General features: G+C 54.9%; 17 protein-coding genes. 5 read left to right on the top strand and 12 right to left on the bottom strand.

The window, feature by feature from the left end:
• Nucleotides 1-32 precede the first annotated feature (32 nt).
• The 9 genes from FIV45_RS03595 to FIV45_RS03555 all read right to left on the bottom strand — a co-directional run bounded on the left by FIV45_RS03595 (nucleotide 33) and on the right by FIV45_RS03555 (nucleotide 14,412).
• Nucleotides 33-2,753 carry a TonB-dependent receptor gene (locus FIV45_RS03595; RefSeq protein WP_204601978.1) on the bottom strand — a complete coding sequence of 907 codons (2,721 nt, stop codon included), beginning with the start codon at nucleotides 2,751-2,753 and terminating at the stop codon, nucleotides 33-35.
• A gap of 433 nt (nucleotides 2,754-3,186) precedes the next feature.
• Nucleotides 3,187-4,668: a Na+/H+ antiporter NhaC gene (gene nhaC, locus FIV45_RS03590; protein ID WP_099470996.1), complete on the bottom strand. Its 1,482-nt coding sequence runs from the start codon at nucleotides 4,666-4,668 to the stop codon at nucleotides 3,187-3,189.
• Nucleotides 4,669-4,686: 18 nt separating this feature from the next.
• Nucleotides 4,687-7,623: an aminotransferase class III-fold pyridoxal phosphate-dependent enzyme gene (locus FIV45_RS03585; protein ID WP_099470995.1), complete on the bottom strand. Its 2,937-nt coding sequence runs from the start codon at nucleotides 7,621-7,623 to the stop codon at nucleotides 4,687-4,689.
• Nucleotides 7,624-7,648: 25 nt separating this feature from the next.
• Entirely contained in the window at nucleotides 7,649-8,494 is an 846-nt protein-coding gene (locus tag FIV45_RS03580) for a sugar phosphate isomerase/epimerase family protein (RefSeq protein ID WP_099470994.1), read from the bottom strand.
• A gap of 12 nt (nucleotides 8,495-8,506) precedes the next feature.
• Nucleotides 8,507-10,204 (bottom strand): GMC oxidoreductase, encoded by a 1,698-nt coding sequence (locus FIV45_RS03575; protein WP_099470993.1) that lies wholly within the window; start codon nucleotides 10,202-10,204, stop codon nucleotides 8,507-8,509.
• Between the two features lie 14 nt (nucleotides 10,205-10,218).
• Entirely contained in the window at nucleotides 10,219-10,800 is a 582-nt protein-coding gene (locus FIV45_RS03570; RefSeq protein ID WP_165776872.1) for a gluconate 2-dehydrogenase subunit 3 family protein, read from the bottom strand.
• Nucleotides 10,801-10,802: 2 nt separating this feature from the next.
• Nucleotides 10,803-12,110 carry an MFS transporter gene (locus tag FIV45_RS03565; RefSeq protein WP_204601977.1) on the bottom strand — a complete coding sequence of 436 codons (1,308 nt, stop codon included), beginning with the start codon at nucleotides 12,108-12,110 and terminating at the stop codon, nucleotides 10,803-10,805.
• Between the two features lie 47 nt (nucleotides 12,111-12,157).
• Nucleotides 12,158-13,231, bottom strand: coding sequence for a sugar phosphate isomerase/epimerase family protein (locus FIV45_RS03560; protein WP_099471071.1), 1,074 nt, complete (start codon nucleotides 13,229-13,231; stop codon nucleotides 12,158-12,160).
• The gene (locus FIV45_RS03555) at nucleotides 13,228-14,412 is read right to left on the bottom strand and encodes a Gfo/Idh/MocA family protein (protein ID WP_204601975.1); all 1,185 of its coding nucleotides are present in this window, start codon (nucleotides 14,410-14,412) and stop codon (nucleotides 13,228-13,230) included. Before FIV45_RS03555 ends, FIV45_RS03560 begins: the two co-directional genes overlap by 4 nt.
• 230 nt (nucleotides 14,413-14,642) lie before the next feature.
• On the opposite strand from FIV45_RS03555, the gene FIV45_RS03550 reads away from it, so the two are divergent.
• The 3 genes from FIV45_RS03550 (at nucleotide 14,643) to ygjK (ending at nucleotide 18,978) form a co-directional block, all read left to right on the top strand.
• On the top strand, nucleotides 14,643-15,644 hold the full coding sequence (locus tag FIV45_RS03550; protein ID WP_099470991.1) for a LacI family DNA-binding transcriptional regulator: 1,002 nt from the start codon (nucleotides 14,643-14,645) through the stop codon (nucleotides 15,642-15,644).
• A gap of 129 nt (nucleotides 15,645-15,773) precedes the next feature.
• Nucleotides 15,774-16,568, top strand: a complete 795-nt coding sequence (locus FIV45_RS03545; RefSeq protein ID WP_099470990.1) for a 3-keto-disaccharide hydrolase — start codon at nucleotides 15,774-15,776, stop codon at nucleotides 16,566-16,568.
• Nucleotides 16,558-18,978 carry an alpha-glucosidase gene (gene ygjK / locus FIV45_RS03540; protein WP_099470989.1) on the top strand — a complete coding sequence of 807 codons (2,421 nt, stop codon included), beginning with the start codon at nucleotides 16,558-16,560 and terminating at the stop codon, nucleotides 18,976-18,978. Before FIV45_RS03545 ends, ygjK begins: the two co-directional genes overlap by 11 nt.
• Before the next feature lie 9 nt (nucleotides 18,979-18,987).
• Here the strand turns inward: ygjK and gabT are convergent, their stop codons facing one another.
• The 3 genes from gabT to FIV45_RS03525 all read right to left on the bottom strand — a co-directional run bounded on the left by gabT (nucleotide 18,988) and on the right by FIV45_RS03525 (nucleotide 22,705).
• Nucleotides 18,988-20,295, bottom strand: a complete 1,308-nt coding sequence (gene gabT / locus FIV45_RS03535) for a 4-aminobutyrate--2-oxoglutarate transaminase (RefSeq protein WP_099470988.1) — start codon at nucleotides 20,293-20,295, stop codon at nucleotides 18,988-18,990.
• A gap of 10 nt (nucleotides 20,296-20,305) precedes the next feature.
• The gene (locus FIV45_RS03530; RefSeq protein ID WP_099470987.1) at nucleotides 20,306-21,760 is read right to left on the bottom strand and encodes an NAD-dependent succinate-semialdehyde dehydrogenase; all 1,455 of its coding nucleotides are present in this window, start codon (nucleotides 21,758-21,760) and stop codon (nucleotides 20,306-20,308) included.
• Between the two features lie 72 nt (nucleotides 21,761-21,832).
• Nucleotides 21,833-22,705: a helix-turn-helix domain-containing protein gene (locus FIV45_RS03525; RefSeq protein ID WP_099470986.1), complete on the bottom strand. Its 873-nt coding sequence runs from the start codon at nucleotides 22,703-22,705 to the stop codon at nucleotides 21,833-21,835.
• A 276-nt stretch (nucleotides 22,706-22,981) separates the two neighbouring features.
• On the opposite strand from FIV45_RS03525, the gene FIV45_RS03520 reads away from it, so the two are divergent.
• Nucleotides 22,982-24,397, top strand: a complete 1,416-nt coding sequence (locus FIV45_RS03520) for a cytochrome ubiquinol oxidase subunit I (RefSeq protein ID WP_099470985.1) — start codon at nucleotides 22,982-22,984, stop codon at nucleotides 24,395-24,397.
• Nucleotides 24,390-25,391, top strand: coding sequence for a cytochrome d ubiquinol oxidase subunit II (gene cydB, locus FIV45_RS03515; RefSeq protein WP_099470984.1), 1,002 nt, complete (start codon nucleotides 24,390-24,392; stop codon nucleotides 25,389-25,391). Before FIV45_RS03520 ends, cydB begins: the two co-directional genes overlap by 8 nt.
• The last annotated feature ends 96 nt before the right edge of the window (nucleotides 25,392-25,487 follow it).

Here is a 25,487-nt window from a genome sequence, read left to right as displayed (position 1 = left end):
CCCCTCTTTATCATTCGAGTATCAGGCGGAAATTAGAATTTCCCGCGTATGCCAATAGAGTAACGTGGGCCGTTTTCTATGACTTCAATGATCTGATTTTTATATTCCGCTGTGGTGATATAAAGTTCATTGGTGATATTGATGCCTTCAAAAAATACGGTGAAGTTATCGTCAATATCGTAGCTCGCCGTAATATCGATCTGGTGATAATCATCAACATAATGTCCGTCACGATAGGAAAGCGGTTTCTGCTGCATGAAGCGATCCCGGTTGTTATAGGCGATACGCGCCTGGAACGGGCCTTTTTCATAAAACAGAATAAGGTTCTGGGAATCACTCAGACCGATCAGGGGCAGTTTTTCACCTTCAACGTCTGTCGAAGAGGAACTGTCCAGGAAAGTCGCATTCGCCATGATGCCCAAACCATCAAACGGTGATGGCAGGCTGGTGAACATATGCTGAGCCGCAACCTCAATACCTTTAATCTTTGTGCTATGAAGGTTCACCGGACGGGAAATTTCATAGTTATAGGTGCCGCTGGTAAGAACAACGGTTTCACTGACCTCACTTGAGCCAATATAGCCGTCAATATCCTTATGGAAGCCGGACACCGCCACATAGGACGCGTCGCTGTAATACCATTCCAGGGACAGGTCAAAGTTGGTCGACAGATACGGAGAAAGTTTTGGATTGCTGCCGGATCCCGTCAGATTATCAAGCGAACCGCCACTATAACTGGTCAGCGGTGACATTTCGTCCAGTTCTGGACGCGTCAGGCTTTTTGAGAAAGCAAAGCGGGCAATAACATTATCCGTCATGTTCAGCTTGGCGTTCAGGCTCGGCAGGAAGTCATGATAGGTGTTTTTAACTTCCACCGGAACATAATCATCCGACCGAATGGCAATCACTTCGCCCGGCGTGGTAGGGGCCGGGATCAGGTCAAGCAAGGCGACCTGCTGGCCAATGGATTTACTCTTGGTTTCCACATACCGCAGACCCGCGACAACCGACCATGGCATGTCGGCGACATCGCCTTCCAGATGAACATCCACATACAGCGCTTTGACTTTTTCATTCACTTCATAGGCCGCCGGATCGGGGATCATGGTGAAACCACCGGTCCGCGCGATCAGCTCACGAATGGGCTCTGGATCATCAAGCTGGGAAATGGCTTCCTCGGACAGGAGGAAATTCAGGAATTCATCTGAATCATAGGTTGGCCAGGTTTCTGTTGGGCTGCCGGAGGCGCCGGACAGGAAACCATCCGCATCATAAGGATGAAACATGGACGTCGGCAGAACGATACGGGAACTGTTGTCAGCAAAAATCCATGGCAGAGGATATTCGGTCTCGCCATATGTGGACCCCAGGGTACGGTTCGAAAACATCCCGCCAAAGCCGACTTTAACCAAGGGGCCGGCATCTTCGATGAAGTAATTATTGTCAAACTTGGCTTCCAACACTTCATCTTCAATGCGTGTGCCCTGCAGCGAACCCCAACCAGCCGTCAAAGGATCGGACTCATCAAAGTTGCTATAGCCCATTGTCGGCACAAGATCGCCGGCGCTACGGTCATAGGAAAAATCACCAGGACGTCCGATAACAGTGTCCGACCAGCCTTTTTTCGGGTCAGATTCGGCTTTCGAGACGCTGACGTCGAAAATCATTTTCCAATTTTCGCTAACATCCCAGTCAACGTTGAAGCCACCGGCAATCAGTTCATTCTTCGCATCCGACTGGCGCACCAGAGATTCAACAAAAGTGCCTTCAAAATCGGCTTTCACGACCGTATTATTGTCGTCGAAAACCGGGTTTTTCGCCGTGCCCGTGGTGAACCAATGCGGGAATACATCCTGACGATATTGCACATCCAGCTTGGAATAGAGAGCATCGGCGGTTATTTCAACATCATCCGTTGGACGATATTGCAGAACCAATGTGCCGCTCAGGCGTTCGCGGGTCTCGGTCTGGGCAATCTGGTCATAATTGCGCGGGAAATAGATGTCTGAATAGGTCTGGCCATCAATCTCGACGCTGTCATATTTGCGGTAATAAGCGGTGTTGGCCTTATCATAGCGGCTTTCCCGGTTGTAATATGAGAATGAAGCCAGAACCCCGAACGTGTCATCGGCAAAGGTATCACTGATCAGGCCGGAAACCTGAGGCTTAACCTTGCCCGTCATGCCATCATAAAGTCCCTTTACGCTGCCTACAGCCTGAAAACCCGGGAAATCCATAGGCTTCAGGGTTTTAATATTAACGGTGGCGCCGATGGAGCCTTCCTGCAGATAGGCGGACTGGGTTTTGTGAACCTCCGCGCCACTGACCAATTCTGACGCCATGATGTCAAAACTGAACGCCCGGCCGCCGCTGGTCGTCGCCAGGGTGCGTCCGTTGAGCAAGGTGGAGTTAAATTCCGGCCCCATGCCGCGAACTGTCAGTAACTGGCCTTCGCCACCGCTGCGGTCGATGGTCACTCCGGTGATGCGCTGTAAGGATTCCGCAATATTCTGATCTGGGAATTTGCCGATATCTTCAGCGGTAATGGCATCCACCACAGTGCTCGAATTTTTCTTATAATCGATCGACTTCTTCAGGCTGTTGCGCATGCCGGTGACGACAACTTCTTCCATCGCCAGCTCGTCCATGCCCGCTTCTGCCTCTTGCGCGCTCGCAAATGATGGCAAAAACAAACCGGAGCAAAGCATGGTTGTCGTTACCAGATATTTATTTACTCGATTAGATGTCAACATGACATTTTCCTCTTTATTTTTTAACAAAACGATTAAAACTGATTTTCATCCGCATTTGTCAGGTGTGTGTTTTTTAATAAAAGAAGGGTGTTCTAGTCAGCCTTTCCCATATTTTACGGCATGCAATAAGTGGCTTATTTATTTTAAAGACCGCCGATAAAAAACCGGTTTTCGTCCTGCCATTGCGTATTACATGAAACATCAATATCACATTTAGCATATGTTATACAATCAAAAATGTAATCAATTACATTATTATTTTAAAAGGATGTAATTGATTACACTAATAGAGTGAATTCAAGCTAAAAACCCCTAGAATTAAGCGACTATCCGCCCGGCTGAAAAATGTTTTCTTTCCGACACTTACTTATATCGCTGCCGCCCTGTCGGCCGACCTTCCAAAAGAAGGTTCGGCGAAAACTAGAAAACCTCATCAGGCCTCGGCAGGACGCAATGTCTTTGGCGGCTCTTCTTCAGCAAGCGGCGCTATTTTAATATTCAGAACCCCATACAGCACTGACAAGATCGGGCAAATCAGATTGAAAAAGCAATAAAGACCATAGTCAAAAGTCGCTACTCCCAGGGTCAGCGCCATAAAAGCCCCGCAGGTATTCCAGGGAATCAAGACCGATGTCACTGTGGCGCAATCCTCAAGCACCCGCGACAGATTCTTTGCCGCCAGTCCCCGCTGCCGAAAGGTCGCCCGGAACATCCGCCCTGGCAGAACAATGCCGATATACTGGTCCGCGGCGATGATGTTTACCCCGATACAGGTCAGCGCGGTCACCAGAATAAGAGATCCCGTTGTTTGGGCCATCCGGATTAACAGATGTACGATTTTTTGCAATAGGCCCAGGTGTTCCATAATCGCTCCAAAGGTGATGGCGCACATGATTAGCCAGATCGTCATCAACACATTTTTCATGCCCCCCCGGCTGAGCAGTTTGTCCATGCTCTGATCCCCGGTTGAGGCCTGATAGCCGTCAAACAAAGTGCGCCATACGCCGTCCACCAGGTTGCGCAACAAAGAACCTTCCGGCTGATTGACCATGCGCAGGATCGCCTCCTGCTGAAAGATCATTGCGAAGACAGCCCCGAGAATGGCGGCAAACAATAATGTCGGAAAAGCCGGGCAACGCAACATCGCCAGAACAAACACCACCAGAAGCGGGATCAGCATATGCACCCCGATAGTGAAATTTTGCTCAATCAACAGAAGACGGTTCTCCAGATCGACAGAAGAGGCCGGCACCTCCTGCATCAAACCAATGATGCCATACAACACAAGCGCAATCACGATTGCCGGTATCGTTGTCCAGACCATATGACGGATGTGTGTGAACAGATCGACCTCCGCCACCGCAGGCGCAAGATTGGTCGTATCGGACAAAGGAGACATTTTATCGCCAAAATAGGCCCCGGATATAATTGCGCCAGCCGTCATCTCCGGTGACAGCCCCAAGCCCGCCGAAATGCCCATCAACCCCACCCCGACAGTTCCGGCCACCGACCAGCTGCTGCCGATACTAAGCGCGGTAATGGCGCAAAGCAGACAGGCCGTGACATAGAAATACTGCGGACTGATAATTTGAAGCCCATAATAGATCATGGCCGGCACCGTACCGGATAATATCCAGCTGCCGATCAAGGCCCCGATGGTCAGCAAGATCAATATCGCGCCGAAGGTCTTGCCAATCCCTTCCCCGATGGCCTGCTCTATATCCTGCCATTTATATCCGTTTTTCCAGCCGATCAGCAACGCCACGGCGGCACTCAGGATCAAGGCAATCTGATTGGCGCCATAAGAAGACTCATCGCCGTATAACTCCACAGACAAGCTGAGCAGTATAACCAGCACCCCCACCGGGATCAGTGCATCCCCGATACTCGGGGCTTTAAGGGTGACATTGGACACGCGCTCTCCCTGATTTTGTTATTTTTTCGCCGCCAGACAGGCGAAGGCCTGATCCAGTTTGGTAAGGAAGATATCCGCTTCCGCCCGGCCAAAAACCATCGGCGGCTTGAGCTTCAGGACATTTTCATGCGGCCCGTCGGTCGACAGCAACACCCCATGATCGCGCAGATGCTGAACAATCAGCCCGGCTTCTTCGGCGGCGGGCGCGCGGCTGTCCCGGTCCTTGACCAGTTCCACGCCGATAAACATGCCGCGCCCACGCACATCGCCAATCAGGGGCCAGCGCGTCGCCAGCTCGCGCAGACCTGCGAGAATATAATCGCCGGTATCCTGCGCCTTTTGCTGCAGCTTTTCATTTTCAATAACATCCAGTACCGCAAGCCCCACCGCGCAGGATACCGGATTGCCGCCGAAGGAATTGAAATATTCCATACCGTTAGCGAATTTTTCCGCGATCTCCCGCGTCGTCGCCACCGCCGCCAGCGGATGACCGTTGCCGATCGGCTTGCCGAGGCTGACAATATCAGGTACCACACCTTGAGTCTCAAACGCCCACATATGGCTGCCCACCCGGCCAAAGCCGACCTGGACTTCATCAGCAATACACAAACCGCCCGCCGCCCGGATCACCTTATAGGTCTCCGCCAGATAGCCATCAGGATAGATCACCTGCCCGCCAACGCCGGCAATGCTCTCGGCGATAAAGCCGCCCGGCCCCGCCCCGGTGGTTGCCTCAAGGTCCGCCACGCACTGGGCGACGGAGCGGGGCGTTTCTCGCGCATAGGCCTTGGCGGCATCCGGGCCATCGCCCTTGTAGAGCCCCTGATAAGGATCGGGGAAATCGGCAATCCGAACATGATCAGGACAGCCCGCGCCACCCTTGCCATTGAATTTATAAGGGCTGATGTCGACCAGGCTGCTGGTGTTGCCGTGATAGGCGTGATCCAGTACCACCATAGTCTTGCGGCCCGTCATCGCCCGGGTCAGGCGCAGGGCCAGTTCATTGGCCTCAGACCCGGAATTAACAAAGAACATCACCTCCAGCGGGTCGGGCAAAGTCGCCAATATCCGCGCCGCCAATGTTTGAATATTCTCCGACAGATAACGGCTGTTGGTATTCAACAGAGCCGCCTGACGGGAAAGGGCCCCGACCACATGCGGATGACAATGACCCACATGGGTGATGTTATTGACGCAATCGAGAAAGGCCCGCCCGGTATGATCATAGAGATACGCCCCCTTGCCACGCACCATCTTCAGCTTGCGGGCATAGGCGACGCTCAGCGACGGGGCCAGCATCTGGCGGCGTGCCGCCATCATCTCCGCCGGGCCCTGTTCGTCAGAGGTGAAAGTCTCCGGCGGCAGGCCGAGCGTAAGATTGGGATCAAGATAAATATCTTTAAGAACCGGCCATAAGGCGGCTGTACAGCTTTCCGGCACTGCATGTCCTAACGATGGCAGTACCGTCATCAGCTGCAGGAATAAACGACCGGCGGGCGCGTCTCCCCCCATCTCGCCAATCACTTCCCCGGCGGACAGTATCTGATTGCGGCTCACCTGAGTGTTACCATTCCACCGGTAGCTGCTGTAAAACAGTGGCTCCGCCGCGGCCTGATGCGCGATCACCACCCGGCTCTCGCCGCCCTGCGCGGTGACCTCGACCACTCGACCGGCAAGCGGCGACATAAGCGCGCTGCCCGGCGCGAGATAGAGCGCGGTGCCCAGCGTGTCAGACGCCCCATAAGCGGAGATGGCGTAAGTCGCCTGATCGCCGTCTGCCTGCAGGGCGAAAATTTCTTCCAGCGACGCTGGCGACAAGGGCCCCGCCTCGACCAACCGCCGCGGTTCAGACATCAGATCAACGGACGTCACCTTCAAGGGTGTAAGAGGAGGAAATAGCGCGCTCACCGCAGAGGCCGTCGCCACGGCATCAAATCCCGCCGCCTGCCGCGCCAAGGCGATCAGCCAGTTGCGGTCATAGCCGTGCAGCTTGTCCAGCAAGGCAAAGGCCGGGGCCTGAGAGATCACCAGATAGTCATTGTCGGGGAAATCCTTGGCCCGGTGCGACGAAATACAAACACTCATCACCAACCGCATGATGGCAAGATCGAACAAAACCTCCGCTTCGGTTTCTGTCAGCGGGAATTCCGCCGTATAACCAGATATCACTTGCGTTGCCGCCGCGATCGGGTCGGCCTGATCCATCATCGCATAGGCCAGCATCACCGCCAGTTCATTGACCTGACGGGCAAACACCATATCACCGAAATCAATCAGCCCGGCAATCTGATCCGGCTGATCCGCCGCCACCAGTAGATTATTGTCATTGGCGTCATTATGGATCACCGCCATGCGCAGGTCGGTCAGACGCGGCGCCACCTGATCCCTATAATGGGCGAAACAGCCCGCCACCAAGTCCCGGTGGCCTTCCTGCGCAATATCAGAGACATAGGGTTCGGACAGCAGGACATTATCGAGGCTCCAGAGGAAATCAGGTCGATGGGCGCCGGGATGACCGAAGCTTTGCAAGCCCCGGCTCACCTGCCCCATAAAATGCCCAAGGTCCCGCAGCAGCGCCGGTGTCTTGGCCACGTCACTGAACAGATTTCCCGGCAGATAGGTCAGCAGCCGTACGTCATGGCCTTCACCAGCCCCTTGCGGCCAACGGGCGATTGCTTCCCCCCGCACACTCTGCACCACCCGCGGAAGCGGCAACTGCGGCACCACATTTGCCAGATGATCCATCGCTGCATTCTGAAAAGCGAGAAACGCCCTGCCTTCCCCTGGGTGGGCGATTTTCAACACGTAACTGCCATTCGCCGCCGTCAGTCGCACATTCTGATCCCGGTCACCGACCAGAGCCTTCATCTTACCAGAGATATCAAATAAGCGCGCCGCCATATCCTGCAGTTCAGCCGGGCCGTAGGCGGGAGAAGGTGTGTCAAAAGATCCCATTAATATCAATCCTCTATTGTGCGGTTCAGGCGCGCCATTGTTGCATGGTTTTCATGCTGGTGGTGATGGACAGCAGGGCATTTTTCGGCTCATCATGTTCGACGTAGAAATGTTTCAGTCCCGCCAGTTCCTGTGCGGCGAAAATCCGGCCAAAGTCGATGGCGCCCTGCCCCACTTCCGTGATGCTGCCATCCGCCGCCCGGTCCTTCACATGACACAGCGGGAAACGACCCGGATGTCTGGCGAAATAATCAAACGGATCCTGCCCCGCCTGATAAATCCAGTAGAGGTCCAGCTCCATCTGCATCAGGTCAGCCGGACAATCCCTCAGCAACAGATCATAGGGCATCTCTCCGTCAAGCGGCTCGAATTCAAAGGCATGATTATGGTAAGCGAGCTGCAATCCCGCCGCCCGAAAGCGTTCGCCCACCTTATTGAATAAAGTAGCATAGGATTTGAACTGATCCAGCGTCTGGCGCTGCTCCGGCCGCAGCCAGGACATGACGATATACTTCTGCCCAATGGTCGTTGCCTGTTCAATGAGCAGATCAAGATCACCCTGCAGATCCTCAAGCTCCACATGCACCGACGGCGACGAGAGCCCGGTCTGGTCCAGCATATGACGGATGTCCTGTGCCGAATGGCCGAAATATCCGGCGAATTCCACTTCCTGATAGCCGAGCGCCGCCACCTGTTGCAAGGTGCCCGCCACATCCTGCGCCATCAAATCCCGCACGGTATAAAGCTGCAGACCCACCTTCGGGATAGTGACCCGATGGGCAAAGGCCGGCGTGAACATCGGCGCGCACAGGCCGGTCAGGCCCAGAGCCGCCCCGGCTTTCATCATCGTCCGTCGTGTAAGATGTGACATATCCGATTTCCTTTACAAAAGATTCGCTTGCATTTGACGACTGGCGTAATCCACGGCCCGGGCCGTCAGCGCCATATAGGTCAATGACGGATTTTGGCAGGCCGAAGAGGCCATGGCCGAGCCATCTGTGATAAAGACATTGTCCACGTCATGACACTGGTTATAACCGTTCAGCACCGAAGTGCGGGGGTCGCGGCCCATGCGCGCCGTCCCCATCTCGTGAATGGCCAGACCCGGAATTTCGTTATCGCTGTACCCTTTGACATTCTGCAGGCCCAGCTCTTTCAGCATATCGACGGTGGTGGTCAGCATGTCTTTCTGCATTTTCTTATCATTTTCGCCGTAACTGCAGTCGATATGGAGCTGCGGCAAACCAAATTTATCGGTCTTGGTCGGATGCAGGGTCACCCGGTTATCCGCCCGGGGCAGCATCTCGCCATAAGCTTCCAACGCGAATTTCCACGGACCGGGCGTTTTGAAACTTTCCTTAAAGTCCGCGCCAAACCCCGGTCGCGCGAGGCCTGCGCGCCAACTGTCCCGCCAAGCATCCCCCTGATAGCCGAAACCGCGCACATAATCCTCGGTCTGAGCCCGCAGATTCTTAAAGCGGGGGATGTAGATTCCAGTCGGGCGTCGGCCCAGATAATAATGATCCTCGAAGCCGGGATATTCCCCGACCGCCCCGATGGCGCACAGATGATCCATCAGATAACGCCCCACCGCATCGCTGCTGTTGGCAAAGCCGCGGGGGAAGGCCTCACTGGTGGAATTGAGCAAAATCTGCGTCGTACCGAAGGTCGAGGCGCAGAGGAAAATCACCCGCGCGCGATAGTCCCGCACCTCTTTGGTCTGCGCGTCTATCACCCGCACACCGGTGGCCTTCCGGCTTTTGGCATCATAAAGAACCCGCTCGACAATGGCGTGGGTGACGGTGGTCAGGTTTCCGGTGCGTTCCGCCGCCGGCAGGGTCGCGCTCTGGCTTGAAAAATACGCCCCGAAAGAACAGCCACGCTGACACTGGTTACGTGACTGACAAGTCCCGCGCCCGAGGTCCGTATGCACCTTTTGCGGCGCGGTCAGATGGGCGCAGCGCCCGATGATCAGGCGGCGATCTTCGTAAGTTTCCTTGAATTTTCCCTGCAGTTCTTTCTCGACGCAGTTCATTTCAATGGGCGGCAGGAATTGACCATCCGGCAATTGCGGCAGTCCCTCAATCGAGCCACTGATCCCGGCAAAGACCTCCACATGGTCGTACCATTTGGCAATATCTTTATAGCGGATCGGCCAGTCGGTGCCGTGACCATCTTTCTTGTTGGCTTCGAAATCAAGATCACCGAGCCGGTAGCTCTGTCGGTGCCATTGCAATGACCGCCCGCCGAGATGATCACCGCGAATCCACAGGAAAGGATTTTCCTTCGGCGTCTCGTAAGGATAATCGGTATCCTTGACAAAGAAATGCTTGGTCGACTCCTTAAAGGCATAACATTGTTTCTGAATCGGATAATCACGGTCGGCAAGCTTGCGATCGACCTTGTCGCGGAACTTCATATCCCAGGGATCAAGTCCCTCACCGATATAATCCGCGCCATGTTCCACCGGACGCCCACGTTCCAACAACAGGGTTTTAAATCCCTTTTCGGTGAATTCCTTGGCGGCCCAGCCCCCCGACATGCCGGAGCCCACCACAATAACTTCAAATTCTTCTGACATCTATCTTTCCCCCTTCATGTTGCCCAGGCCCGGCCAATTTTCGACAACGGCACGCACCCCTCATAGGGCCCCGGCACCGCCTCATAGCGTAATTCTTCCTCCGCCCCGATTTGCGACGTGAAATAACCGATCAAGGTCAGTTGCTTGATTTCAAGGAAGAAATTATCCGCCGGACTTTTACCCGCTGCCGCCCGATCCATACGGACCATCAAATCATGACGGTCTTCTTCCGATGCCTGCAAAAAAGCCTTCCCCGTATGGTCCCGGGATAACTGATCAATCGATTTCAGGCCGGCAATGAAACGGACCCTTTCGTCATCGTAATACCATTCACTGACCATCAGATGAATATACGCCGGCACCCCCGCCGCCCGGGCCCCGGGCGTATCGGTATCAGGAATAATCCTGTCGGCAAGTTCCGCCAACACTGCCATGTCAGCTGCTTTCAGGGTATGTTTATCTGTTTGCAAGGCAAATGCAGCTGCCTGTGCCGGCCCGACACCGGACAGAATGCCACTGGCAACTGATGCTGACAGACCGCCGCCCATCAACCCCGTCATGCGCTTCAACACATCCCGTCGGTCAAGAGATTTCATCCTCATACCTCCTGTTTTTTCATAATACGGCTGCGCCGTTCAAAAACCCACAGCAGGCCGAAGACCGCAATCAAAACCACTGGCAGCACCGCCACCAACTGAAAGGATTCTGATGCCGCCTGAGCCAGAACATCATCAAGAGGCTGTCCCGACAATTGCGCCAGAGCCTCCGCTCCCCCGGCCGCTTCAAGTTTCGCCTGATCATACACGGCGCCAAGACGGGGCAGAACAAAATAAATCGACAAAGCACCCGCGGACCCGATCAGGCCAATCATCCACGACCCGCCGCGCGGGTATCTTTCCGAAACAGACGCCAGCATGGTGGGCCACATATAACATACCCCGATTCCCCACACGGTGGCGGCCACCAGGGCCGTCACCGGGGAGTTGGCGACACTCAGCAGATAAAGCCCGCAGGCCCCCAACAGGGAGGAAAACATCAACAATCCGGGGTTCGACAGGCGATGCACCAGCACCCCGGCAAAATGTCGCATAACAAACATTAGTCCGCTGACATAAACCAGCAGCAGCACCCCGCGCATGCCGACCAGTTTGGTCAGCGCCACATCGACCCACTGGCCGGGGGCAAGTTCGGAGGCGGCGGTCAGGAACATCGCCCCGAACCAGACCAGGAAACTCGGGCGGCGCACTACTTCCAGCATCATCTGGCCAAAGCTCACACCCTTTTCCGCCCGTTCGGTTTGCGGAAAAGTCATCCCCATGCACATATAGGCGAAAATACCCGCCGGGATAACCACCAGCGACAGCACCATCTGCCAGCTCAGCCCCAGTTCACTGGCGAAGACACCACTCAAACCGCCAACAACAATCCCTGCCGGCCACCAAGCGTGCAGCACATTCAGCCGGTGGGTTTTTTCTTCCTGATAAAGCGCCGTGGTCAGAGGGTTAATGGTTGCCTCGACACAGCCCCAGCCGACACCGCTAAGCAGCATGCCGCCCCAGATAAAGCTGTAAATGCTGGCCCCCGTCCCGAGAAGGCCGGAAAAGACAACAAGACCGGTGCCGACAATAAAACAGAAGGCCGCGATCAGCAGCATGCGCTTCATGCCGATGATATCCAGCAGAGGACTGCCGAGAAACAGGGTGATGGCGAAGCCGAGGAAAGAGACGCCGAGGGCCTCTGCGATCAAAGCCCCGGAATGGGCCAGATCCATACCGTCCAGATAGGACGTCTTGATGTCCCCCGCGACGGCGGCCCGCAAGGCGGCGCTCATGCCCGCTGTAAACAAGGCCAGCAAACTGATAACAAACAGTCTGTCCCGGTTAATCTCGTTGTTGTCCTGTCCCATTTCTTAGCACCTCCCGTGCGCTTGCTAATTTACTCGATACTCAAGGGTTAACTCTTAACTTGCCCGTCCGGATAACCCAATAATTTTCTGTTGCGTTCCGGATCTTCCGGCGCGCCGGAAAAATCGTCAAAGGCGACCTCTGTCGGGCGAATGATTTGATCCGCGACAAAGGCTGCCCCTTCCCGCGCCCCATCTTCCGGATGCTTGATACAGCATTCCCATTCCACCACGGCCCAGCCATCAAAGCCATACTGGGTCAGCTTGCTGAAGATGCCTTTAAAATCCACCTGTCCGTCGCCGAGAGAGCGGAACCGGCCCGGCCGGTCGATCCAGTCCTGATAACCGCCATACACCCCGGCACGGCCATTGGCGAGAAATTCCGCGTCCTTGACATGGAACATCCGGATTCGGTCATGATAAATGTCAATGAATTGCAGGTAATCCACATGCTGGATCAGCAGATGACTGGGATCATAAAGAATATGAGCCCGGGGGTGATGATCCACCGCCGCGAGAAACCGGTCGAAAGTCACGCCGTCATGAAGATCTTCCCCCGGATGCAGCTCGAAACACAGGTCTACGCCCTGCGCGTCAAAAACATCAAGGATCGGCTTCCACCGACGCGCCAGTTCCGCAAATCCGGCCTCCACCAGTCCCTTTGGCCGCTGAGGCCAGGGATAGACCGTATGCCATAACAATGCACCAGAGAAAGTCGCATGGGCACGCAGCCCGAGACGCGCGCTGGCCCGTGCGGCCAGTTTCAACTGGTCCGTCGCCCAAGCAGCCCGCGCCGCCGGATCGTCCCGCATAGCATCAGGCCCGAAACCGGCAAACAAGGCATCATAGGTGTCATGGCATGCCACCAACTGCCCCTGCAAATGAGTCGACAGTTCCGTAATTTCGAGTTCTTTTTCGGTACAGAGCGCCGTAATCTCATCGCAATAGCTTTGACTTTCCGCCGCCCGTTCAAGGTCGAATATCTCTGGCTTTTCGGTCGGAACCTGAACCCCTTTATAACCGAGAGACGCCGCCCAGCTGAGCAACCCCTCCAGGGAATTAAAGGGGGCCTCATCCGAAATAAATTGCGCCAGAAACAAGCCTGGACCTTTAATTTGTCTCATCGACATAATTTAATTTCCGTCCACTTCTCTGAAGCCTGATGATTGGCGATGACCGACGCCACGAAAGCCATGCCGCGCACGCCCTCCTTGATGCCAACAGGAGGTTCATCAAGAACATCCCCTCTCAGGCTGGCGGCAAAATCGCGATAAATATTGGCGAAGGCCTCGATATAGCCTTCAGGATGTCCGGCAGGCAGACGACAGGAGCGACGCGCAGCCGCACAGAGATAGCCCTTATCCGTCCCCGCCACCCAAACCTGTTGTGGCGCGCCCTGGGGCGTGAACAGCAATTGATCCGGACGCTGCTGCAGCCAGCTGAGGCTGGCTTTCTCGCCGTAAATCCTGATCATCAGACCATTATCGGCCCCGGCACATATTTGACTGGCGCTCAGACTGCCCTCAGCCCCGCCCGCCATGCGAAACAGAACCGCCCCGTCGTCATCCAAAAGACGCCCCGCGCCAACTGAATTCAAGGCGGCGCAAACGCTGTGCATCTGGTCGCCGCTGATATACTCCACCAGACTATGGGCATGCGTACCGATATCGCTGAAACAGCCACTGATTCCCGATGTCTCCGGCGTCGTGCGCCAGGCTGCCTGACGGTTGCCACTTTTTTCGAGGTCCCGATACAGCCATCCTTGCGGATAGTCAACCGTAATCCGGCGAACTTTCCCCAGATCACCATTCGCCACCATATATCGGGCCTGTCGCACCATGGGATAACCAAGGTATGTTTGCGTCAGACCATACAGCCCACCGGTTTTCTCCACAATTTCCTGAAGCAGGATCGCTTCCTCAAGATCAAGGGTCGCCGGCTTATCAGACAGGACAGCGAAACCCTTACTCAAGGCCGCGGCCGCCACGGGGAAATGCAAATGGTTCGGCGTCACAATGCTGATAAAATCCATTCGCTCCGTCGGACTCAGCGCCGCCTCGCTCTTCAGAAGACTGTTATAATCAGGGTAAATACGCGCCGGGTCCAGATGTAACTCCGCTCCCTGCGCCCGGGATTTCCCCTCGTCACGACCAAAGACACCGCCGACCAGCGTGATTTCGCCGTCCAGTCGCGCCGCCATCCGGTGCACATCGCCAATAAAAGCGCCCGGTCCGCCGCCGATCATGCCCATTTTCAGAGGCGCCGCAGGCCTTTCACCCGAAAGGTAGGATAAATTATCTGTCATTATTATCTTGAAACCCTAAAGATATTTTTCTATATTTTGCCTTGATGTAATTGATTACATTCTAAGGAAGGAAAAATCATCTGGCAAATAAAAAATCATTCCCGGCAAATAAAAAACAAATAATGCATCATTCGACATTTGATGTAATATGCTAAACAATAAATTATCGACAACAAGACCAAGACAGGCTATGCCGCCCAAAAGAGGCCGCAAAAAACGGGGTGTAAGACATGACGACAATTCAAGAGGTATCCAAACTAGCCGGCGTTTCCGTCGCTACTGTTTCCCGTACCCTGAGCATGCCGGACAAGGTATCCCCCAAGACGCGTGAGAAGGTCCATGCCGCCATTGCCAAAACCAATTATCGCCCTAACGTTCTGGCGCGGAACTTCAGAACCCGCAAGGCTCTGGCCATTGTTGTTCTGGTACCCGATATCGCCAATTCCTTTTTCTCGCGCGTGATCCGCGGCATAGAGCAGGCCGCCCAGAAAAAAGGCTATTCGGTGTTGCTCGGCGACACACAGGGGCTGGCGGAACGGGAATATACCTACGCCAATATGGTCAAGACATCCCAGGCCGACGGCATCATTCAACTACATGCCCATATCCCGTTTGAGAATGAAGCCGACCTCTCCCTGCCGCTGGTGAACGCCTGTGATTGTGTCCGCGATGCGGGGATTCCCACAGTGCAGCTTGACAATGCGGCGGCGGCAAAAAGCATGACAGAACATCTCATTTCCCTCGGCCATACGCGAATCGCCGCCATTCAGGGCCCGAGCGACAGTCCGATCACCCAGGATCGCCTGCGTGGCTATCAGGAAGCCTTGCGTGAGAATAATCTTGAGGTTGACACCAGCCTGGTGGGAACCGGGGATTTCTCTCTGGCCTCCGGCGAGGCAGCAGCCCGAGGATTAATGACCCACCCGTCCCGACCGACAGCGCTCTTCTGCTTCAGCGACGAAATGGCCTTTGGCGCCATCCACCATATAAAATCACTGGGCCTGTCCGTGCCGGGTGATATTTCCGTCGCCGGTTTCGATGACATCAGTTTTGCCGCCTATTGCGACCCGCCCCTGACCACCATCTCTCAACCCGCCGAGGAATTCGGCACCATGGCCATGTCGATGCTGTATGACATTATCAACCATGCCCCACCGGAAAGCCTGAACCATTATCTGCCCCACAAGCTGATTTGTCGCCAGAGCAGTGGCCCGGTGAACCCCGCGCGTTAAAGAGTAGACTCCTGATCCTGACCGTCAGTACGCTTTTATGAAATAATAATGTAAACGATTACATTTCACTTGATATTTCTCCATAAAAACCTAAGCTATTTTCTGTATCGCCGAAACGAGGAAGAAATAATGACCAGAAAAAATCCCCTGACCCTGCTGTCTCTGCCTTTATTCTCTTTGGCCCTGTTGTTCAACAGTGTAACAAACGCCGGGGCTGAGGATAAAAAGTGGATCAATCTATTTAACGGCAAGGATCTTGACGGCTGGGTTATAAAATTTACCGGCCATGACCTTGGGGAAAATTACCAAAAAACCTTTCAAGTCAAGGACAGTAAGCTGGTGGCCGATTACAGCAACTACACCGCCTTCGATAACAACTTCGGCCATATTTTCTATACTCAAAAATTCTCCAACTACACCTTGAAACTTGAGTATCGTTTTACGGGGGAACAAACTTCCGGCGGGCCCGGCTGGGCCTACCGCAACAGCGGGATCATGATCCATAGCCAGCCGCCGGAAAGTATGGCGCGTGACCAGCTGTTTCCGGCATCCGTCGAGGTGCAATTGCTTGGCGGGCGGGATACAGACCCGCGCCCCACGGCCAATGTCTGTACCCCCGCGACCCATATCAATCTCAACGGCAAGCTGGAAACAGAGCATTGCATCAACAGTACGTCCGCCACATTTCGCGGCGATCAATGGGTGATGGTCGAGGTCGAAGTCCGCAACAGCCAGATGATCCGCCATTCGGTTAATGGGGTTACCGTACTTGAGTATAACGCCCCCCAGGTTGACACCACCGATGAAGAAACTCCGCCCTACGGCCCTGCCGGTAACCTGCTGCGTGACGGCTATATCGCCTTGCAGGCCGAAAGTCATCCGGTTGAATTCCGCAACATCAGGGTATTAAACCATGATCAGTAAATCTTTTCTTCTCGGTCTGTGCCTGCTCGGCACGTCTCTCGCCCCAGCAGCGGCTGGTGATCTCGCCGTCCGCTTCCCCGATCTCATTGATCGAAGCGGTGAAGTGACCTCTGTCCTGCAATATGACAGCTATCGTAATCAGAAATTCAACCCTCTTATGGATCTTGGCGCCTGGCACGGTTATCTGTTGCCTCCCGGGAACACGGTCGGTTCATTTTCCGGTCCGATGATCATTGCCGAGGAAATGCCTCTGTTTATGGGGCGGATCACCGATCAACTTAGCCTGAGCACCCCTGAAGGCTCTTCTTTGCCTGCGGCGACAGAAATCACCCGCCATGCCTTTCCCGGTGTATTGCAGCAACACTATCGACAAGGAGGGTTTGAGGTAAATCTCACACTGCGTTTTATCGATGACAGAAGCGCCGTCATTGAAACCACGCTCATTAACAACGCACCACATGATCAGAACATACAGCTCCACTGGCGCAATCAACTGACCGACGACTGGTCCGATGCCGAAGGGGACCAACGCCAGATCGGTGACGCCCTGCCCGGCTGGACACGCGAGATCGCCCTGAGCGACGCCCTCACCGAAGTTGTTTTCGGCCGCAGTCGCGATGGTAACCGGGCTCTGTTCAGCGGCACATCGCGCCTTATGATCAGCCGCAGTCATCCGGTCCGCCGCCACCAGGAGACAGAGTTCCGCATTGCCGCCAGCACCGCCCCTCTGACCTTCACCCCGGGAGAGCGCAAAACCTTCTATGCCGTGCACAGTTATGTTCATAATGCCGAGGAAGCCGCCGCGGTGCGGCGCCGTCATCAGGACATCCTGCGCAACCCCGCCGCCACAATGCAAGCCTCAGCCCTGCGGTGGCAGACCTATCTGAGCAAGGCGCTCAAGCCGCAGGACCAGAAACAGCCCGGTAACAAAGCCCGCATCGCCGTTAAGGCCGTGGAAACTCTGATCGGCAACTGGCGCAGCCCGGCGGGCGAGATCCGCCATGGCGGCGTTACCCCGTCGAGCACATTTGTTTATTTCAGCGGACTATGGCCGTGGGACAGCTGGAAACACGCCTATGGCCTGTCCTATTTCGCGCCCGATCTGGCCAAAAGCAATATCCGCGCCCTGTTCGACCATCAGATCATGGCCGATGACCCCCTGCGCCCCCAGGACGCCGGCATGATTCCGGACACGGTCTTCTATAACACAATGCCCGCGCGGGGCGGAGACGGTCCGAACTGGAATGAGCGCAACACCAAACCGTCGCTGGCAAGTTGGGCGGTATGGCAGATTTATCAGCAAACCGGCGACCGGGATTTCCTCGCAGAGATGTATCCGAAACTTGTAGCTTATCGCGACTGGTGGCGGCGCAACCGCGACCATGACCATAATGGCCTGCTGGAATATGGCGCCACCGTCGATCCGGCTCATAACACCGCCGACGGTCAGTTAATATTTCAGGTCAAGGGCGCACCGACCGCGGACGTGACAGGATGTACCGCTTTACAGGATGACTGGTTCCGCTGCAGGGGTAAGGATCGCTATGAGGCCGTTCTCCAGACAAAAAAATACACCGAACTGCACAGCGGCGCGCAAGTGGCCGCGGGTTGGGAATCCGGCATGGACAACGCCGCCCGTTTTGGTTTTATCACCCCGGAACAAATGACCGCCTATGCCAAATCCACCGGCAAATCAATTGATGAAGCGAGAGCCGACTGGGCGGTTGACTTTTATGAAAATCACGATGATGAAGGACGCCTGACCGGCTATAGCCTTGATCAGGAAAGCGTTGACCAGAACAGCTATTTCTATCTCGAAACCCGGTTGCTGGCGGATATGGCAGACCGGCTTGGCAAGACGGGTCCTGCCGCAGATTTTCGAGCACAGGCCGCTCACCTACGCAACCAGATCACTGGCTGCATGTTTGATCCTGAAAGCGGATTTTATTACGACCTGAAGCTGGCGCAGGGTGTGGACAGCGATGATTGTCGGGCCCGGCAGGTCACCGCACGCGGACGCGGCCCGGAAGGCTGGGGGCCCCTATTCACGGGCCTTGCTCCAAAGACACAAGCGGACGCCGTGATCCAGATGATGCGTGACCCGAAAGAATTCAACAGCTTTATCCCGCTGCCCACGGCGAGCCAGACCAATCCGGCTTATCACCCGGATATCTATTGGCGGGGCCGGGTTTGGCTGGATCAATTCTATTTCGGTGTCACGGCATTAAAGAACTACGGCCACAATGACATCTCCCAGGCCTTCATCACCCGCCTGTTCCGGGACGCGGAAGGCCTGTCGGGCAATGCGCCGATCCGGGAAAATTACAACCCCGAAACCGGCGCCATGCAGGGCGCGACCAATTTTAGCTGGTCCGCCGCACATGTTTATCTGCTCTACCGGGAGAAATAGGGAAAAGGATCAGGCCGCCTGCCTGATTTTACCCAGGCGCTTCAGGGCGGTATGAATGATCGTCATGCCTTCCACCACCTGTGCGTCCGGAATGGTCAGGGGGGACAGAAAGCGGATCACATTGCCCCGCACGCCACAGGATAAAAGAATAAGGCCGTCTTTCGCCACTTCCTGCACCAACGCCTTGGCCAGTTCGGGCGCGGCTTGCGTCATGTCATTTTCCCGCACCAGTTCCACGGCAACCATCGCCCCAAGATTTCTGATCTCGCCAATACAATCAAGCGCCGGGTCCTGTTTCATCTGGGTCAAATGATCGACAATCAACGCGCCGAGTGCCATTGAGCGGGTGTTAAGCTGTTCTTCCTCGATCACCTCCAGTACCGCCAGCGCCGCCGCACAGCCCAAAGGCGATCCGGCATAGGTGCCGCCCAGACCGCCGGGTTTGGCCGACTGCATAATCTCGGCCTTGCCGGTCACCGCCGACAGGGGAAACCCGCCCGCCAGGCTTTTGGCCAATGTCATCATATCTGGTTCAATACCGGCATAATCGGTGGCGAACATTTTACCGGTACGGGCAAATCCTGTCTGAATTTCATCGACAATCAACAGAATGCCGTGCCGGTCACAGAGCGCGCGCAAAGCCTTAAGAAAAGCCGGAGATGCGATATTAAATCCACCCTCGCCCTGAACCGGTTCAATGATCATCGCCGCCACCCGGGACGGCTCAATTTCTGATGCAAACAGGTCGTCTACGGCCTTCAGGGAATCCGCTTCACTAACCCCGCAGGTCGCATTGGGAAAGGGAACGTGAAAAACCTCTCCGGGGAATGGCCCGAAACCGACTTTATACGGCACCACTTTGCCGGTCAGCGCCATGCCCATCATGGTTCTGCCATGAAATCCGCCGGAAAAGGCGATCACGCCGGACCGGCCGGTATGGCTGCGGGCGATCTTGATGGCGTTTTCCACCGCTTCCGCGCCAGTGGAAAGAAACAGGGTCTGTTTCGGCGTATCACCCGGCACCAGATCATTGAGCTTTTCCGCCAGTTCGATATAGCTGGCATAAGGCGTGATCTGAAAACACGTATGACTAAAACAGTCGAGCTGTTCCTTGACCGCCACCATAATTTTAGGATGGTTATGTCCGGTATTGATCACGGCGATGCCGCCGGCAAAATCAATATAACGCTTGCCTTCTACATCCCATATCTCTGCATTTTTCGCTTTTGCGGCGAAAATCGGCAACATGGTGGCGACACCGGGGGGAACGGCCGCTTCACGACGGGCCTGCAGGTCTTTATTTGTCAACATCATCATTCCTTACTCATTACATTCCGCCAAGGCAGATATATTTAATTTCCAGATAGTCATCCAGGCCGTATTTAGAGCCTTCACGCCCCATACCGGACTGCTTCACTCCGCCAAACGGCGCCGCTTCGTTAGAGATAATGCCCTCATTAACTCCCACCATGCCATATTCCAACGCCTCTGAAACCCGCCAGATCCGGGCAAGGTCAGTGCTGTAGAAATAGGATGCCAAACCGTAAATAGTGTCGTTGGCCATCGCGACCGCCTGTTCTTCGGTTTCAAAACGGAACAAGGGCGCCACCGGGCCAAAAATTTCCTCCGAGAAAATATCCATGTCGCGGGTTACATCAGTCAGAATGGTCGGGCTATAAAACTGCCCGCCTTTTGCGTGGCGCGCGCCACCGACAAGAAGCTTGGCGCCGCCTTTTACCGCAGACCCCACCAGTCCCTCGACCTTGCAGACCGCTGCTTCATTGATCAGCGGGCCGGTGGTGACATTCTCGCTGTCATACGACCCGACAATCAGGTCGTTCACCGCCTGCTTCAATTTTGCGGCAAAGGCGTCATATATGCCATCCTGCACCAGAATGCGATTGGCGCAGACACAGGTCTGACCGGCATTACGGTATTTTGACGCCATGACGCCAGCAATCGCCTGATCCATATCCGCATCGTCAAAGACAATAAACGGTGCATTGCCGCCGAGTTCCATAGACACTTTCTTCACCGTATCGGCACATTGCCGGATCAGTTTTTTGCCGACCGCCGTGGAACCTGTGAAGGACAGTTTACGAACCACCGGGCTCGCCGTCAGAACTTCTCCGACACCCGCAGAATCGCTGGTCGGCAGGATGTTCAACACCCCGCCGGGAATACCGGCCCGCGCCCCAAGTTCCGCCAGTGCCAGAGCAGACAAAGGCGTTTCCTCGCTGGGCTTGACAATCACGCTACAGCCCGCCGCCAAAGCCGGAGCGACCTTGCGGGTGATCATGGCGTTGGGGAAATTCCATGGCGTGATGGCCGCCACAACTCCGACCGGTTGTTTCAGAACCAGAATGCGCTTATCGGCTCCGGGGGACGGGATGATATCCCCATATACCCGTTTGGCCTCTTCCGCATACCATTCGATATAGGAAGCGCCATATGCGATCTCGCCCAGAGATTCCGCCAGAGGCTTGCCCTGTTCCGCGCTCATCATCTCCGCCAGATCCTGCTTGTTATCCAGAATAAGGTCATGCCACTTGCGCAGAATGGCGGCACGTTCTTTCGCGGTTTTCGCCGCCCAGCCGGCCAAGGCCTCGGCCGCCGCCGTGATCGCCGCTTGTGTCTCTCCAACACCGGCATCTGTCACCATCGCCAATTCCTTGCCGTTGGCCGGATTGGTGACCGGAAAACTCTTGCCGGAAGCTGCCGACGTCCATGCGCCGTTGATATAGGCCTCGTGGCGCACTAAAGATGTATCGCTCAGATTCATAATGTCTATTCCCAAATCTAAAAATTAGGGAAAGTATACCGGATCAGAAGCGACAGGACCATATATACAAAGTTATAGGAATTTTTTTTCCGCCAGGGGAGGCTTGGCATGATAAGCTACAAGAGGATCTTCAGTACCATCCCCGGTCATCGCGGCCACGGCGCCGATAAATAGCGAAAATAATTCAGATTGCGACCGGATATCAAGCTTGGAATAAATATTATTGCGATGAATTTTCACTGTTCCGAGGGAAATTTTCATCCGCTCCGCCGTCGATTTTCCCGAATGCCCCATCAACAGGAGATTCAGGACTTCACGTTCTTTTTTCGACAGGCAGGACGCGCCGAAATTTTTGAGCGCCGCAAGAAATCTGCTGTTGTAATTATCAGACGCGGGGGCCGCAGAGGTCGCAAGCACCTCCGTCCCCCATTGGCGTCGACAAAACAACTGAATAATCGGCAGGATATTCTCTAGATGCTGCAAGTCCTGCTTGCCAAAACGCCCCCTGCCCTTGCTGCGCCCCATCGCCAGAACGATATAAACACTGTCGGACAGGCGCAGGAAGATATTGACCTCATCCCGCAGGCCAGAAAACTTATAATAAGTGCGGTAATATTCACTTTTCAGGAAATGATCCGGTCCGGCTTGTTTCAGGGGCACCACACCAGGGCCGCGATCTTCGAGAAAATACTGGTAAAAGGGATCCAGCAGATAAGCCCCGTCCAAATAATTATCCAGGTTGTTCTGCCGGCGGGCATGGCTGACATTGTCATAAAGAATTTCCGGGACGTCATAATAGCGGTATCGAAAAACTATGAAGCTGTCCATGGCGAGTAGGCTGGAAAGCGTTTCCTGCAACCTCTGCGCCGCCGCCGGACCGCCGACGGCCTCCAACAGTTCGGCAACTTTCTCATGCCACTCATATGATCCCGCTTTGACCGTCATTAATGCTCATTCACCTTATGGCAACACAATGTTATCTTTATTCGTTATAAATCGGGCCAGACTATAAATCTACGGCAAACTTCACGCACCGGACTAGCCAGGCGCCCGGTTAATGCGGGGGGTACTGACAGGGCCGGATTAAAATGGGGTCGCGCTTAGAACACTTTGACTAGAAAGTAACAATTGGAGCTTTACAGAATATTTCATTGGCCATAAACTGAGCCCCGGTATTGTATAGTTGAGTGGTTTTCCAGCGGATAACAAAAGGATTTTGCGATGCTAGACCTGCCCTCGGCGGAACTTCTTGCGCGACTTCAGTTCGCTTTCACCATCGCCTTCCATATCATATTTCCAGCTTTTTCCATTGGCCTGGCCTCCTATCTTGCGGTTCTCGAAGGATTATGGCTCAAAACTGGTGATAAGGCCTATCTCGTCACCTTTAAATACTGGCTTAGAATATTCGCCATGGTATTTGGTATGGGCGTCGTTTCCGGTTTGGTCATGAGCTACCAGTTTGGCACGAACTGGGCCGTTTTTTCTGACAAGACTGGACCGGTCATTGGACCGCTCATGGGCTATGAAGTTCTGTCTGCTTTTTTTCTTGAAGCGGGGTTCCTCGGGGTAATGCTCTTTGGTCATAACAAGGTCGGGCCCCGAATACATTACTCCGCCACACTGATGGTGGCCTTCGGCACACTATTTTCCGCCTTCTGGATTCTCAGCGTCAACAGCTGGATGCAAACCCCGGCCGGCTTTTCAATTAACGAGGTCGGCCAGTTCATAGTCGAGGACTGGTGGGCGGTGATCTTTAACCCGTCTTTCCCCTATCGCCTGGTTCATATGGTGCTGGCGGCCTATCTGACAACGGCCTTTGTCGTCGGCGGCGTCGGGGCCTGGCACCTGCTGCGGGACAGGACCAACAAACCCGCCCGGATCATGTTTTCCATGGCCCTGTGGATGGCGGCCTGCGTCGCACCGCTGCAAGTGGTGGCCGGCGATCTGCATGGCCTGAACACGCTGGAATATCAACCCCGGAAAATAGCCGCTATAGAAGGTCTTTATGATACAACCGATGGCGCCCCCCTGGTTCTGTTCGGCCTGCCCAACGACGACAAAGAGCGCACGGATTATGCCATTGAACTGCCCAATATGGCGAGCCTGATCCTGACCCATGACTGGACAGGAAAAGTTCTGGGACTGAAAGAATGGGCGCGGGAAGACCGTCCTCCGGCCCTGATTGTTTTTTGGAGCTTTCGCATTATGGTGATCATCGGGATACTCATGGTCGGCCTCGGCCTCTGGAGCCTCTATGCGCGCCTGAACGGCACCCTGTTTCATAACAGATTGCTGCAAAAATCCGCTGTCCTGCTGGCCCCGTCCGGGTTCATCGCGGTTCTTTCCGGCTGGGTCGTGACCGAAGTAGGACGCCAGCCCTATACCGTTTACGGACTGCTCAGAACATCAGAATCCCTCTCCCCGGTTGAGGCCCCCGCCGTGGCCGGCTCTCTCGCCATTTTCGCCGTGGTATATTTTATTGTCTTTGGAGCCGGCGTGTTTTACACCCTGCGCCTGATGGCGGTCACACCCGTCGCCGAAACAGAAGGCCCTCCCACAAGGCAACCTCTGCGCGCCGCCGGCACCACCCCCGCCGCCGCCTTCACCACAGATAAAACAGGAGTGGAACATGATTGACCTTCCTCTGATCTGGGCTTTCCTGCTTGCGGCCGCCATCCTGATCTATGTCATTCTTGACGGTTTTGACCTCGGGATCGGCATTCTATTTCCCTTCCTGCCCGCAGGAGAAAACCGGGATACGGCCATGAATTCGATCGCCCCGGTATGGGATGGAAACGAAACATGGCTCGTGCTTGGCGGCGGCGGACTTTTCGCCGCATTTCCCCTCGCTTATGCTCTGCTGATGCCGGCACTATATGCACCGCTTCTCGCCATGCTCCTCGGTCTTGTTTTTCGCGGGGTCGCTTTCGAATTTCGCTGGCGTGATGACGCCCATCGCCCCTATTGGGATTTTTCCTTCACCATGGGGTCCTTAATCGCGGCCCTGTGTCAGGGCATCGCCCTTGGGGCTTTTATCCAGGGCATAGATGTGGACGGCCGCACCTACGCCGGCGGCTGGTGGGACTGGCTAACCCCTTTCAGTGTGATGACCGGTGTTGCTCTGGTCGTCGGGTATGCATTACTCGGCGCCACCTGGCTGGTGATGAAAACAGAAGGAGGCTTGCGGGACATCGCCAGAAGGTTTGCCCGACGCTGCGCCATTGGCACCGTGGCTTTTATCATTCTGATTAGTGGCGCCACCTTATGGCTCGTCCCGCGTTTCGTAGATATCTGGTTTTCCTGGCCCACCTTGATATACGTCACCCCGGTTCCCATTGCCGTCGTACTCGGAACCTGGTGGTTGTGGCACAGCCTGAACCATGGCCCGGATCACAGCGCCTTTCTTGCCGCGATCCTGCTGTTTATCCTCAGTTTCATTGGGCTGGGCATCAGCCTGTTCCCTTATATCGTACCGCTTGAAATAACCATCTGGCAGGCGGCTGCGCCCGAAGAAAGTCAAAGCTTTCTTCTGGTGGGAACGATGGTGCTTTTGCCTCTTATCCTGGGGTATACAGCTTATGCCTACTGGGTCTTTCGGGGGAAAGTCAAAACCGGTGAAGGCTATCATTAAGAAGGAAATTCCCTGTAAATTGCCACTACATTTCTTCAACAGAAGAAAATTCCAATGATTAATTTACCGGTGATTTTATTTCGATGATTTTGTATA

This window comes from Paremcibacter congregatus, from assembly GCF_006385135.1.
Lineage (GTDB): Bacteria > Pseudomonadota > Alphaproteobacteria > Sphingomonadales > Emcibacteraceae > Paremcibacter > Paremcibacter congregatus.
The sequence above is the reverse complement of the archived record's forward strand: the minus strand, read 5'-3'. Positions and strand labels throughout refer to the sequence as shown.

Bases quoted from the DNA above. Each gene is read 5' to 3' on its own strand.
- FIV45_RS03555 (WP_204601975.1), bottom strand. From the start codon at position 14,412: ATGACAGATAATTTATCCTACCTTTCGGGTGAAAGGCCTGCGGCGCCT.
- FIV45_RS03525 (WP_099470986.1), bottom strand. From the start codon at position 22,705: ATGACGGTCAAAGCGGGATCATATGAGTGGCATGAGAAAGTTGCCGAA.
- FIV45_RS03580 (WP_099470994.1), bottom strand. From the start codon at position 8,494: ATGTCACATCTTACACGACGGACGATGATGAAAGCCGGGGCGGCTCTG.
- gabT (WP_099470988.1), bottom strand. From the start codon at position 20,295: ATGATGATGTTGACAAATAAAGACCTGCAGGCCCGTCGTGAAGCGGCC.
- ygjK (WP_099470989.1), top strand. From the start codon at position 16,558: ATGATCAGTAAATCTTTTCTTCTCGGTCTGTGCCTGCTCGGCACGTCT.
- FIV45_RS03560 (WP_099471071.1), bottom strand. From the start codon at position 13,231: ATGAGACAAATTAAAGGTCCAGGCTTGTTTCTGGCGCAATTTATTTCG.
- FIV45_RS03570 (WP_165776872.1), bottom strand. From the start codon at position 10,800: ATGAAATCTCTTGACCGACGGGATGTGTTGAAGCGCATGACGGGGTTG.
- FIV45_RS03520 (WP_099470985.1), top strand. From the start codon at position 22,982: ATGCTAGACCTGCCCTCGGCGGAACTTCTTGCGCGACTTCAGTTCGCT.
- FIV45_RS03575 (WP_099470993.1), bottom strand. From the start codon at position 10,204: ATGTCAGAAGAATTTGAAGTTATTGTGGTGGGCTCCGGCATGTCGGGG.
- FIV45_RS03595 (WP_204601978.1), bottom strand. From the start codon at position 2,753: ATGTTGACATCTAATCGAGTAAATAAATATCTGGTAACGACAACCATG.
- cydB (WP_099470984.1), top strand. From the start codon at position 24,390: ATGATTGACCTTCCTCTGATCTGGGCTTTCCTGCTTGCGGCCGCCATC.
- FIV45_RS03545 (WP_099470990.1), top strand. From the start codon at position 15,774: ATGACCAGAAAAAATCCCCTGACCCTGCTGTCTCTGCCTTTATTCTCT.
- FIV45_RS03565 (WP_204601977.1), bottom strand. From the start codon at position 12,110: ATGGGACAGGACAACAACGAGATTAACCGGGACAGACTGTTTGTTATC.
- FIV45_RS03530 (WP_099470987.1), bottom strand. From the start codon at position 21,760: ATGAATCTGAGCGATACATCTTTAGTGCGCCACGAGGCCTATATCAAC.
- FIV45_RS03585 (WP_099470995.1), bottom strand. From the start codon at position 7,623: ATGGGATCTTTTGACACACCTTCTCCCGCCTACGGCCCGGCTGAACTG.
- FIV45_RS03550 (WP_099470991.1), top strand. From the start codon at position 14,643: ATGACGACAATTCAAGAGGTATCCAAACTAGCCGGCGTTTCCGTCGCT.